The sequence below is a fragment of the Nonomuraea wenchangensis genome (assembly GCF_900111685.1).
Classification (GTDB): Bacteria; Actinomycetota; Actinomycetes; order Streptosporangiales; family Streptosporangiaceae; genus Nonomuraea; species Nonomuraea wenchangensis.
Genome location: NZ_FOHX01000006.1, coordinates 291,441 through 303,742, shown reverse-complemented (window position 1 = coordinate 303,742; position 12,302 = coordinate 291,441). Strand labels below are relative to the sequence as shown.

Below are 12,302 nucleotides of genomic sequence, written 5' to 3'. Positions count from 1 at the left end.
CCAATTTTTCCAATGCAGTCGCATTGAAAACGCTCGGTCCCGCTTTTACGATGCAGGTGCATTGTAATCTTCCCGGAGGAGGATCATGCCCATCCGGACGACGCGCAACGGCGCGGTGGAGATCGCCTACGAGACGTTCGGGGCGCCGGACGGCGAGCCGTTACTGCTGATCATGGGTACCGCCATGCAGATGGTGATGTGGCCCGACGACCTGTGTGCCATGCTGGCCGACCGCGGGTTCGCCGTGGCCAGGTTCGACAACCGCGACGCGGGCCTTTCGACCCACTTCTCCGAGGCCGGGCGGCCGGGCCTGGCCAAGGACTGGTTCAGGGCCGGCAGGGTGGCGGCGTACCGGCTGGAGGACATGTCCGACGACGCCCTCGCGGTGATGGACGCGCTCGGCTGGAGCGGCGCGCACCTCTTCGGGGCGTCGCTGGGCGGCGCCGTCGCCCAGCTCACCGCTATCCGCCGCCCCGAACGGGTGCGCACCCTCACCGTCTCCTCCAGCTACGCCGGCTGGAGACGCGGCAGGGTGAACATGTGGACCGTGCTCAGGCTGATGATCAGTCAGAGCCTCAAGAGATATCCCGCCGGACGGGAGGGGGCGGTCCAGCGGGTCGTGGACGCGATGCGCATCCTCGGGTCGCCCGGCTACCCGCTCGACGAGGCATGGTGGCGGCACGCCGCGGGGGTGTCCTACGACCGCGACTCCAGCCCCGCGGGCGGAGAGATGCGCCAGTCCGCCGCGGCCGGGGCGACCGGCGACCTGCTGCCTCGGCTGGCCGCGCTGGACCTGCCCACCCTGGTCATCCATGGCGAGGACGACCCGATGATCCGGCCGCGCGCGGCGAAGGAGATCGCCGCCGCCGTCCCCGGCGCCCGTCTCGTCCTTTATCCGGGCATGGGCCACAACCTCCCGGGCGAGCTCTGGGCCGACATCGTCGATCAGCTCTGTGCCCTGGCCGGCCGCTCCCAGCCGGGCCGGGAGGGTGCGATGGGGTGAGCACCCGAGTCTGGGGCATTTCCGGGTTCTCGGGACAAGAGTGGACTTGGGGGCGAAGATGGGTGGGACCGGTCCCCAGGGGCCGGAGCCGCGGACACTGCGAGGGGGCGAGGAGAGGGCGCCGCCGCCAGGACGTGCCGCCGTGACCCGGAATCCGGCGGGGCGATCCGATGACCGAGAAGTGCTGATTGCCGCGTGCGTACCTGGATCAGGTCCCTCAGTCCCTTCGACGCGCCCCGCACCCAGGCATGGCTGGGGCGCCTTGCCGACCCGCGCGAGGCGGAACGGTTCATCAGGCTCTACCACGCCGAGAATCCCGGGGCGGGCGGCCCGGAGGCGCGCCTGCGCGAGGTGGCGCGGGAGATCGCCCGGACCGGCACCTACACCCACACCGCCGACGAGCTGGTCTTCGGCGCCCGCGTGGCCTGGCGCAACAGCAGCCGCTGCATCGGCCGCCTCTACTGGCGCTCCCTCCGCGTACGCGACCGCAGGGACGTCTCGACCGCCGAGGGGGTGGCCCTCGAATGCGTCGCCCATCTGCGCGAGGCCACCGGCGGCGGCCGGATCAGGCCGACGGTGACGGTGCTCGCGCCCGACGCCCCGGCCCGTCCGGGGCCGCGGATACTCAACGACCAGCTCATCCGCTACGCCGCCCACCGGTCCCGCGACGGCGGCGTCACCGGCGACCCGCGCAACCTCTGGCTCACCGACCTCGCCAGGACCCTCGGCTGGCGGGGGAGCGCCGGCGGCCGGTTCGACGTGCTGCCGGTGATCATCCAGCCGGGGCTCGGCGACCCGCTGCTCTGCCACCTTCCGGGGGACGCCGTGCTGGAGGTGCCGCTGGCGCATCCCGACTACGGGTGGTTCGCCGAGCTGGAGCTGCGCTGGCACGCCGTGCCCGCCATCTCGGACATGTGCCTGGAGATCGGCGGCGTCTGCTATCCGTGCGCGCCGTTCAACGGCTGGTACATGGGCACCGAGATCGGCGCGCGCAACCTCGCCGACCACGACCGCTACGACCTGCTCGCCACCGTGGCCGAGCGGCTCGGCCTGGACACCTCGACCGAGCGCTCGCTCTGGCGCGACCACGCGCTGGTGGAGCTGAACGTGGCGGTGCTGCACTCGTTCGAGCGGGCGGGGGTGACGATGACCGACCACCACACCGAGTCCCGGCGCTTCCTCACGCACCTGGCGAAGGAGGAGAAGGCCGGGCGGGTGTGTCCGGCCGACTGGTCGTGGATCGTGCCGCCGATGTCGGGCAGCGCCACCCCCGTCTTCCACCGCTACTACGACACCAGCGTCCTCACGCCGTCCTTCGTCCACCACCGCTAGAAGCGGGCCACTTGCCGCCATGGGATAGAACATGGTTCTGTTGGCTTCATGTCGGAACTCGTGCTCTCAGCCGTCGACCAGGGCGTGCTCACGCTCACCTTCAACCGTCCCGAGACGCTCAACGCCTGGACGGACGCCATGGGGCGGCGCTACTTCGACCTGCTGGAGGAGGCCGAGCGGGATCCCGCCGTACGGGCCGTGGTCGTCACCGGGGCGGGCAAGGGCTTCTGCTCGGGGGCGGACTTCAAGACCCTGAACGCCATCCAGACCGGCGCGTACGACGAGAAGCCGGACCCGCGGCCCAACACCTTCCCCACGACCATCGCCAAGCCGATCATCGCGGCCGTGAACGGGGCCTGCGCCGGGCTCGGCATGGTGCACGCGCTCGTCTGCGACCTGGTCCTCACCGCCGAGGACGCCAAGTGGACGACCGCGTTCCCGCGCCGCGGCCTGGTCGCCGAGTACGGCCTGTCGTGGGTGCTACCCCGGATCATGGGCCAGCAACGGGCGATGGACGTGCTGCTGTCGGGGCGGGTGTTCACCGGGCGGGAGGCGTACGAGCTGGGGCTGGTCAACCGGGCGGTGCCCGGGGACGGCGTGGTCGCCGCCGCCCAGGAGTACGCGCGCGAGCTGGCCGCCCACAGCTCGCCCGCCTCGATGTCGGTGATCAAGCGCCAGGTGTGGCGGGACTGGGACGTCACGCTGGAGGAGTCGGCGAAGACGGCGACGCAGGAGATGCTCGCCTCCTTCGGCCGCCCGGACTTCGCCGAGGGGGTGGCGAGCTTCCTCGAACGCCGCCCCCCGAACTTCCCGTCCCTCTGAGGGGGGCGGTCGGGCGAGGGTGTCGGGCGAGGGGGGTCAGGCGAGGAGATCAGGCCAGGCGGTGGGCGCCGCGGGCCGGGGTGGCGGGCAGGAAGCGGGGCGCCTGGAAGCCGCGTTCCGCGTAGGCGGCCGAGACGGAGTCCTGGACGGACTGGAGGCGGTCGTCGGCGACCAGCGCGATGGCCGAGCCGCCGAAGCCGCCGCCCGTCATCCTGGCGCCCCGCGCGCCGCCCCTGAGCGCGGCCTCCACGGCGAGGTCAAGCTCGGGGGAGGACACCTCGTACTGGTCGCGCAGCGACAGGTGGGAGGCGTTGAGCAGGGCGCCGATCTCGGTGACGGCGCCCGCCCGCAGCAGGCCGATCAGCGCCTCGACGCGGTGGTTCTCGGTGACGACGTGCATGGTGCGCTTGCGCTCGGCCCCGCTCAGCCGCTCCAGGGCGCCGGCCAGGTCGGTGACGTCGCGCAGCGCGGGCACGCCCAGCTTGCGGGCGGCCGACTCGCACTCGGCGCGCCGCTTGGCGTACTCGCCGCCGGCGTGCTCGTGGTGGACCTGGGTGTCGATGATGAGGATGCTCAGCCCGTGCGCGGCCAGGTCGAGCGGGATCGTGCGGGAGGCGAGCGAGCGGCAGTCGAGGAACAGGGCGCGCCCCTCCTCGCACAGCGCCGACGCGGCCTGGTCCATGATGCCGCAGGGCATGCCGACGAAGTCGTTCTCCGCCTTCTGGCCGAGCAGGGCGAGCTCCATGGGCGTCATGCCGAGCTGGTGCAGGTCGTTGAGCGCGGCGGCGACGGAGACCTCCAGGGCGGCGCTGGAGCTGAGCCCGGCGCCCTGCGGCACGTCGCCGTCGATCGCGATGTCGGCGCCCGCCACGCGGTCGCCGAGCATGGCGAGGACGCCGACGACGTAGCGGGTCCAGCCCTTGGCCTCCTCGTGGGTGGCGAGCGTGACCGGCTCGCCGGGCGACTGGAGCGAGAGGAGGCGGACGGTCCGGTCGGCGCGCGGGGCGACGGCGGCGCTCACGCCCCAGGGCACCGCGAACGGCAGCACGAAGCCGTCGTTGTAGTCGGTGTGCTCGCCGATCAGGTTGACCCGGCCCGGCGCGCGCCAGACGGCCTCGGGGTCCGCACCGAAGGCGGCGCGGAAAGCTTCAGCAACGCGCATAATCCAACACTCCTCAACAAGGGCCCGACCGTAGACTAGCGCCATGGAGGAGCTCCTGGATCCAGGGCTCGGGCAGGTCCGGGTGTTCCTGATGCGCGACGACAACAAACCGCGCAAACTCAAGCACAACCTGGGCCACCGCAGGATCCTCGCCTTCGGGGGCGCCTGGTCCAACCTCATCGCGGCGGTGGCCGAGGCCGGGCGCCGGCACGGCATCGAGACGATCGGGGTCATCAGGGGCGAGGAGCACCTGCCGCTCAACCCCGTGCTCGCCCGCGCTCGGGAGTGCGGCATGACCCTCACCTATCTCGACCGGGCCACCTACCGCCGCAAGCACACCGAGGAGGTGCGGGCGGCGCTGCGCGCCCGGTTCGGTGAGGACATCGCGATCCTGCCCGAGGGCGGCAGCAACGCGGCGGCGGTGCGCGGCTGCGCCGAGCTGCCCGCCGAGATCGGCGTCCCGTACGACGTCGTGTGCTGCCCCGTCGGCACCGGCGGCACCCTGGCGGGCATCGCGGCCGGGCTGCCCGAGGGCAAGCGGGCGCTGGGGTTCGCCGTGCTGAAGGGCGCCGGGTTCCTGGAGGGGGAGGTGGCCAGGCTGCAGCGGGAGGCGTACGGGCGGACCTGGTCCAACTGGTCGATCGACCTCGACCACCACTTCGGCGGCTACGCGCGCACGACGCCCGAGCTGACGGAGTTCGCCGCCCGGCACGGCGTCGAGCGCGTCTACGTGGCCAAGATGCTCCTCGGCGTCGTCGGTCTGGCCCGGCGGGGCGTCCTCGCGCCGGGCACCCGTGTCGTCGCCGTGGTCACCAGCCCGCCCGAGGGCCCGGGCGCTCAGCTTTCGACGCCGGTCGCGGCGTGGGCCGCGCCGACCGGCTTCGACTCGGGCGAGCCGCGCTGACGCAGGTAGATCGACAGCACCACCATCGACAGCACGGCCAGCAGCTCCGACTGCCAGTTCTGCAGGCTGCGGTTCCAGAACTCGGGCGAGGTGACGTACGAGCTCCACGTCACCGGGTCGCGCAGGTCCGCCAGGCGCTGGGAGTTGTAGGCGGCCTGCCCGGCGACGGACTGGGCGGCCCACGACAGCAGGAAGATCAGGCCCATCACCAGGCCGAGCGAGTTGCCGAACAACCACAGCCGCGGCCCGCTCGCCCGTGCCCAGCGCGGCGAGTCCGGCGCGGCGTGCGCGCCGATCCGCTGCTCCTCGTCGGACTCGGCGCCGGCGTCCTCGATGGCCTTCGACTCGTTCGAGCCCTTCTGCACCAGCCAGACGGTGAGCGCGATGTAGAGGAAGAACTGCAGGTACTCCGACTGCCAGTTCTCGGCCACGTCCACGGCGAAGGAGGAGGAGGTCACGTACTCCCAGACGGAGATCGGCTGGTCGCCCATGGCGCGCTGCTGGTCGTCGAGGTCGAGCGTCCCGGCGACCGCCTGGCCGCCGAGGGCCAGCAGGAACATCACCAGGAAGGCCAGGGACAGGGAGTTCTCCTTGATCCACTTCACAGTCTGGACCACCCCATGGCGAAGAACCACGCCAGTCCGGCCACGATCAGGAGCGTGGTGATCGTGAACATCACCCTCATCAGTCCTCCACCTCGCAGTCGTACGGCAGGTCGCGCACCGGCTCGCAGCCCGCGGCCCGTACCCGCCAGCCGTCGCCGAAGCGGTGCAGGAAGAGCGTGTCGCCGGCCAGCCGTACCTGGGCGTTGTCGCCCCACACGCGCACCTCGGTGACCGCGCCGCCGGGGCCGAGCTTGAGCTCGCGCAGCGCGTCGGCGCAGGACTGGCCGGGATCGGGAAGTCTGTCGGCGGTCTTGGGGGCGAGCAGCGCGCACGCGGCGTCGCCGCGGTCCGCGGCGAGCTCGGCGTGGAAACGCTCGGCCGCCCGCGCCGGGGCCGCGGCGTCGGGGGCGCAGCCGGCCAGCGCCAGCACCAGCGCCACTCCCGACGCCGGTGCGACGAGCGGGATTCTCATGGCACGCTGCTACCCGCCGATCATCCGAACATGCTGCCCGGGCGGCGAGGTCAGCGCCCGAGCTGGTCGAGTACGGGGCCGACCAGCGCGTCGAGCTCGCGGGCGAGCACCGTCACCGCGTGGCGGGCGTGCTGCTCGACCTCGTCGTGCGGGCCCTCCGGCTCGGGCGGCAGGTCGCCGAGCGGCAGCGGCGCCTCCACCAGCAGGGAGGCGCGCAGGAAGGGGACGCGGGCGAGGTCCTGCTGGGACGGCTCGACGTACTGGCCGAAGGTCTCCTGCCAGCCGAGCCAGCCGCGGTCGCGCCACCAGGCGCGCGAGCGGGTCAGCTCCTCCGGCAGCGGGGAGGCGAGCCGGACGCGGGCGTAGAGCGTTCCGTCCCAGGTGTTGCGGTGACAGGCCGCCTCCAGCACGCGGCGGTCCCACCGTACGTAGCCGGGGGTGAGCGAGGGCGGCGTGGCGAGCCGCCACGCGGTGCACGCGAACCTGACGGGGGCGATGTCCCCCCACTCGAACTCGTCCAGGTTCTTGCGTACGTGGACGGCGTAGCGCCCGTCGCGGTCCCTGTCGAAGTCCTGGTCGATCCAGAACGCCTTGGCCATGGACCCCACGCTACGGCCCGGACCCGGGAACGGCTTGCTCTTGATTGAATGACCGGATAGTTTCATTCAGTCAAACAAATGGGGAGAGACGGATGGCCAAGGTCGGACGACCGCCGCAGGACCCGGCGCGCCAGCTCGAACGCGCGCACCGCATCCTCGACGCCGCCGCCGAGCTGATCCTGCGCTGGGGCTACGACAAGACCACGATCGACGACGTGGCCCGCCGCGCCGGCGTCGCCAAGGGCACGATCTACCTGCACTGGAGGACCCGCGACCAGCTCTTCGCCGCGCTGCTGCGCCGCGAGCGGGTCCACCTGTTCGCCGGCATCAGGGCGAACGCGCCGGCCACGCTGCCCGAGCTGTTCGGCGGCCTGGTCCGCGAGACGCTGAACCGCCCGCTGCTGCGCGCGGTCCTGCTCGGTGACGACGAGGTGCTGGGCAAGCTCACGCGCATGAAGCGGACGAGCGGCACCAGCCTGGAGCTGGGCGGCCCCTTCGACGCCTACATCGCCCGGATGATCGAGCACGGCGCGGTGCGCGCCGAGCCCGGCGACCACCTGACGGTGATCAGCTCCATCGTGTACGGCTTCATCGCCCTGCCGGACCTGCTGCCGGAGGCGGCACGGCTGCCCGATGAGCGGATCGCCGAGCTGGTGACCGACACCGTGGAGCGGGCCATGTCCACCGGCCGCCCCCTGCCGGGGGCGGACCGGCGGGCCGTGGCCGAGGCGACCGCGGACATCCTGGACGCCATGGAGGAGGTCGCCCGCCGCCGGCTGGCGGCCTCACTCGGGAGCGAGGAGCGAGGAGCGTGAGTGACGTGAAACTGGTGCTGCCTCTCGACGACCCGGTCGCCGACCTGGCCCTGGCGGGCGGGAAGGGGGCGTCGCTGGCCCGGCTCGCGCGGGCCGGGCTGCCGGTGCCCGGCGGGTTCCACGTGACGACCGCGGCGTACCGCGCGTTCGTGGCGGGCTTCCGCGACGAGATCGACCCCCACGACCCGGAGGGCGCCGCCGCGCTCTTCGCCCGGCACGAGATCCCCGAGCCGGTCGCGGACGCGATCCGCGAGGCGTACGCGGCGCTCGGCGACGACGTCGCCGTGGCGGTGCGCTCCTCGGCCACCGCCGAGGACCTGCCGGAGTTGTCCTTCGCCGGCCAGCAGGACACCTTTCTCAACGTCCGCGGCGACGGCCTCCTGCCCGCGGTCCTGCGCTGCTGGGCCTCGCTGTGGAACGCCCGCGCGATCGCCTACCGCGACAGGAACGGCGTCCCGCACGACGACGTGGCGCTGGCCGTGGTGGTGCAGGAGCTCGTGGACGCCGACGCGGCCGGGATCATGTTCACCGCCGACCCGGTGACCGGCGCGCTCGACGAGACCGTGATCAACGCCTCCTGGGGGCTCGGCGAGGCGGTCGTCGGCGGCCAGGTCACCCCGGACACGCTCGTGCTGCGCGGCGGCGCGGTCGTCCGCGAGCAGGTCGGCGACAAGACCGTCATGACCGTGCGCACGCCCGACGGCACCGAGGACCGGCCGGTCCCCGCCGAGCTGCGCCGCGCCCCCGTGCTGACCGCCGCGCAGGCGGCCGAGCTGGCCGCGCTCGGGGCACGCGTCCAGGACCTGTACGGCGTCCCCATGGACGTCGAGTGGGCCCGCCGCGCCGACGGCACCCTGGCCGTCCTCCAGGCCCGCCCGATCACCGGGCTCAAAGCCCGCCCGGAGGAGTGGAACGACAGCTTAAAGGGCGAGTACCTGTGGACCGCGGGCAACCTCGGCGAGGCCATCCCCGACGTGATGACGCCGATCACCTGGTCGTACGTGCGGCTGTTCATCCACGAGGCGATGTCCGCCTCGGCGCTGCCCGGCTTCGACATGGTCGGCAACATCGGCGGCCGGTTCTACATGAACCTCAGCATCGTCCACACGATCGCGGCCGCGATGGGCATGAGCAAGCGGGCCTCCGCGACGGAGAACGTCTTCGGCAAGCTGCCTCCTGGACTGGAGGTGCCGAAGGTGGGCCTGTCCCGCTGGGAGATCCTCAGGAAGGTGCTGCCGATGGCGGTCGGGCTGCAGCGGCGGGTCCGTACGAACCTCAAGGCCATGCCCGCCTTCCTGGCCGCCTCCCGGGGGCGCTGCGAGGAGCTGCGCGCCCGCGTCGCCGCCACCCGCACCGCCCCCGAGCTGGCCGAGCTGTGGGAACGCGAGATCCGCCCGCACGTGGTCACCGCCTGCCGGATGCTGGAGGCGGCCGGCCGCCAGGGCGGCGCCACCCTCGTCTGGACCCGCGACAAGCTGCGCAAGATGGCCGGCGAGAACGACGCCGAGGCCATGCTGTCGGGCGTCAACGCGGGCGGCGAGCTGGCCAGCATGGGCCTGCTCCTCGGACTGTCCCGGCTGGCCCGCGGCGAGATCACCCGCGAGGAGTTCGCCGCCGCGCACGGGCACCGCGGGCCGCACGAGTTCGAGGTGTCGAAGCCGCGGCCCGGCGAGGACCCGGCGTGGATCGACTCCCAGCTCGCCGGGCTGCGCGACCTGCGCACCGACACGGAGGCGCTGCTCGCCCGGCAGGAACGCGCCAGGGAGGAGGCGTGGGCGCGCTTCGCCGCCCGCCACCCCGGCCAGGAGGCCAGGATGCGCGAGCGGGTGCGCCGGTGGGGCGCGGTCGTGCGCGACCGGGAGGAGGCGCGCTCGGAGAACATGCGCGCCTTCTGGGTGCTGCGGGCGTTCACGCTGCGCGCCGGGGAGCTGACCGGGCACGGCGAGGACGTCTTCTTCCTGTCCCTGGAGGAGCTGCTCGCCCTGCTGCGCGGCGACGCCGCCGGCCTGGACCGGGTGCCGGCGCGGCGGGCCGCCTACGAACGGTACGCGGCGCTGCCGCCCTACCCGGTGCTGATCGTCGGGCACTTCGACCCCGTGCGCTGGGCCGCCGACCCGGACCGGCGGGCCGACGTGTACGACGCCCGCGGCGGCCTCGCCCCCGCCGGCGACGCCGTGACCGGCTTCCCCGGCGCGCCCGGCGTCGTCGAGGGCGTCGCCCGGGTGCTCGCGGGGCCGGAGGAGGGCGACCGGCTCAAGCCCGGCGAGATCCTGGTGACGACGCTCACCAACGTGGGCTGGACGCCGATGTTCCCGCGCGCCGCGGCCGTCGTGACCGACCTCGGCGCGCCGCTGTCGCACGCCTCCATCGTCGCCCGCGAGCTCGGCATCCCGGCTGTGGTCGGCACCGGCAACGCCACCATGCGCCTGCGCGACGGCGACCGGGTCCGCGTGGACGGCGAACGCGGCACCGTCGAGCTCCTCGGCTGAGCGCGCGGTTAATCGGTTGCCCCGGGGCCGGGCCTCTGGTCTGCTTGCCGGGTACCCAGGAAAGGAGCAGAAATGCGAGCGACTGTCGTGTCCCTCCGCGAAAGGACCGCACTCATCGAAGGACATGACGTTCGTTGCGTACGCTCAACCTGGGAATCCTCGCGCATGTGGACGCGGGCAAGACGAGCCTGACCGAGCGGCTGCTGCTCGCCGGCGGGGTCATCGACGAGCTCGGCAGCGTCGACGACGGCAGCACCCAGACCGACTCGCTCGACCTGGAACGCCGGCGCGGCATCACCATCAGATCGGCCGTGGTCTCGTTCGCCGTCGGCGACACCACGGTCAACCTCATCGACACCCCCGGCCACCCCGACTTCATCGCCGAGGTCGAACGGGTGCTCAACGTGCTCGACGGCGCGGTGCTCGTGGTCTCCGCCGTCGAGGGCGTGCAGGCGCAGACCCGCGTGCTCATGCGGACGCTGCGCAGGCTCGGCATCCCCGCGCTGGTCTTCGTCAACAAGATCGACCGCCGGGGCGCGCGGCCCCATGGCGTGCTGGCGGAGCTGGGCTCCCGGCTGGCGTTGCCGGTCGCCGCCATGGGCGAGGTCGCCGGCGCGGGCACCCCGGAGGCGGCCTTCGTCCCGTACGACGGGGCGGAGCTGCTCGACGTGGTGACGCTGCACGACGACGCGCTGCTCGCCGCGTACGTGCGGGGCGGCGAGGCCGTGCCGCCCGCCCGGCTGCGGGCCGCGCTCGCCGCCCAGACCCGCGACGCCCTGGTGCACCCGGTGTTCTTCGGCTCGGCCATCACCGGGGCCGGGGTGGACGACCTGGTGGCGGGCGTACGCGAGCTGCTGCCCGCCGCCGGGGGCGACCCCGGGGGGCCGGTGTCGGGGGCGGTGTTCAAGGTGGAGCGCGGCCCGGCGGGGGAGAAGATCGCCTACGCGCGGCTGTTCTCCGGGACGCTGCGCGTCCGCGACCGCCTCCGCCTGCCGGGCGGCGGCGAGGCCCGGATCACCGGCATGGACGTCCTCAGCGCCCCGGCCGACAGCGCGTCCGGTGCCCGAGCGTCCGTCGCGGCCGGGCAGATCGCCCGCCTGCGTGGCCTCGACGCGGTCCGGGTCGGCGACCCGCTGGGCGAGCCGCCGCGCCGGGCGGGCGAGTGCCATTTCGCGCCGCCCACCCTGGAGACCGTGGTGCGGCCGGCCCGCCCCGCGGACCGGGGCGCGCTGCTGCTCGCCCTGACCCGCCTCGCCGAGCAGGACCCGCTCATCGGCCTGCGCCAGGACGACGCGCGTGGCGAGGTCTCGCTGTCCCTCTACGGCGAGGTCCAGAAGGAGGTCATCCAGACCACCCTGCTGGAGGAGCACGGCCTGGAGGTCTCCTTCATGGAGAGCACCACGATCTGCGTCGAGCGCCCGCTCGGCTCCGGCGCCGCCGTCGAGCTGATCGCCGAGGACCCCAACCCGTTCCTCGCCACGGTCGGCCTGCGGGTCGAGCCAGGCCCGCCGGGCGGCGGGGTGGTGTTCCGGCTGGAGGTGGAGCTGGGCTCGCTGCCGTACGCGTTCATGCGCACCATCGAGGAGACCGTGCACGAGACCCTCTGGCAGGGCCTGCGCGGCTGGCAGGTGATCGACTGCGTGGTGACGCTCACCCACTCCGGCTACTGGGCCAGGCAGAGCCACGCGGGCGGCGGGTTCGACAAGAGCATGTCGAGCACGGCCGGCGACTTCCGCGCCCTGACGCCGCTGGTCGTCATGGACGCGCTGCGGCGGGCCGGGACCGTGGTGTGCGAGCCGGTGCACCGCTTCACGCTGGAGCTGCCCGCGGACACGACCGGGGAGGTGCTGCCGGTGCTGGCCCGGCTCGGCGCGGTCCCCCGCGCGCAGGGGCCGGGCCTGATCGAGGGGGAGATCCCGGCGGCGCGGGTGCACGAGCTGGGTCAGCGCCTGCCCGGCCTGACCCGGGGTGAGGGCGTGCTGGACAGCGCCTTCGAGCGCTACCACCCCGTACGCGGCCCGGCCCCCGCCCGCACCCGCCTTAGCCACGACCCGCTCGACCGCAAGGAATACCTGCTGCGCGTGCTGCGGCGGGTCTGA

The 12,302-nt window shown here is 73.4% G+C and carries 11 protein-coding genes; 7 read left to right on the top strand and 4 right to left on the bottom strand.

Annotated elements, in window-relative coordinates:
* Positions 1-85: 85 nt before the first annotated feature.
* From BMW85_RS20425 to BMW85_RS20415, 3 genes are all read left to right on the top strand, one after another.
* Complete coding sequence (locus BMW85_RS20425) at positions 86-1,003, top strand: alpha/beta fold hydrolase (protein ID WP_091083544.1); 918 nt, start codon at positions 86-88, stop codon at positions 1,001-1,003.
* A gap of 195 nt (positions 1,004-1,198) precedes the next feature.
* Entirely contained in the window at positions 1,199-2,335 is a 1,137-nt protein-coding gene (locus BMW85_RS20420) for a nitric oxide synthase oxygenase (RefSeq protein WP_091083542.1), read from the top strand.
* Between the two features lie 48 nt (positions 2,336-2,383).
* Positions 2,384-3,157 (top strand): enoyl-CoA hydratase-related protein, encoded by a 774-nt coding sequence (locus BMW85_RS20415; RefSeq protein WP_091083540.1) that lies wholly within the window; start codon positions 2,384-2,386, stop codon positions 3,155-3,157.
* A gap of 49 nt (positions 3,158-3,206) precedes the next feature.
* On the opposite strand, the gene galK is transcribed toward BMW85_RS20415, so the two are convergent.
* Positions 3,207-4,319 carry a galactokinase gene (gene galK, locus BMW85_RS20410; protein ID WP_091083538.1) on the bottom strand — a complete coding sequence of 371 codons (1,113 nt, stop codon included), beginning with the start codon at positions 4,317-4,319 and terminating at the stop codon, positions 3,207-3,209.
* A gap of 43 nt (positions 4,320-4,362) precedes the next feature.
* Between galK and BMW85_RS20405 the strand changes: the two genes are divergently transcribed.
* A complete protein-coding gene (locus BMW85_RS20405) occupies positions 4,363-5,223 on the top strand; it encodes a 1-aminocyclopropane-1-carboxylate deaminase/D-cysteine desulfhydrase (protein WP_091083536.1) in 861 nt (286 codons plus the stop codon).
* Here BMW85_RS20405 and BMW85_RS20400 read toward each other — a convergent pair.
* The 3 genes from BMW85_RS20400 to BMW85_RS20390 all read right to left on the bottom strand — a co-directional run bounded on the left by BMW85_RS20400 (position 5,157) and on the right by BMW85_RS20390 (position 6,899).
* Positions 5,157-5,828 carry a DUF6766 family protein gene (locus BMW85_RS20400; protein ID WP_091083534.1) on the bottom strand — a complete coding sequence of 224 codons (672 nt, stop codon included), beginning with the start codon at positions 5,826-5,828 and terminating at the stop codon, positions 5,157-5,159. The two genes, BMW85_RS20405 and BMW85_RS20400, sit on opposite strands and share 67 nt — an antisense overlap.
* A 79-nt stretch (positions 5,829-5,907) precedes the next feature.
* The gene (locus BMW85_RS20395) at positions 5,908-6,300 is read right to left on the bottom strand and encodes a hypothetical protein (protein ID WP_143082346.1); all 393 of its coding nucleotides are present in this window, start codon (positions 6,298-6,300) and stop codon (positions 5,908-5,910) included.
* Positions 6,301-6,350: 50 nt separating this feature from the next.
* Positions 6,351-6,899 (bottom strand): hypothetical protein, encoded by a 549-nt coding sequence (locus BMW85_RS20390; protein ID WP_245774955.1) that lies wholly within the window; start codon positions 6,897-6,899, stop codon positions 6,351-6,353.
* Between the two features lie 92 nt (positions 6,900-6,991).
* Between BMW85_RS20390 and BMW85_RS20385 the strand changes: the two genes are divergently transcribed.
* The 3 genes from BMW85_RS20385 (at position 6,992) to BMW85_RS20375 (ending at position 12,302) form a co-directional block, all read left to right on the top strand.
* On the top strand, positions 6,992-7,714 hold the full coding sequence (locus BMW85_RS20385; protein ID WP_091083528.1) for a TetR/AcrR family transcriptional regulator: 723 nt from the start codon (positions 6,992-6,994) through the stop codon (positions 7,712-7,714).
* Complete coding sequence (locus tag BMW85_RS20380; RefSeq protein ID WP_245774954.1) at positions 7,711-10,203, top strand: PEP/pyruvate-binding domain-containing protein; 2,493 nt, start codon at positions 7,711-7,713, stop codon at positions 10,201-10,203. The genes BMW85_RS20385 and BMW85_RS20380 overlap by 4 nt, the downstream gene beginning before the upstream one ends.
* 134 nt (positions 10,204-10,337) lie before the next feature.
* The gene (locus BMW85_RS20375; RefSeq protein WP_091083523.1) at positions 10,338-12,302 is read left to right on the top strand and encodes an elongation factor G; all 1,965 of its coding nucleotides are present in this window, start codon (positions 10,338-10,340) and stop codon (positions 12,300-12,302) included.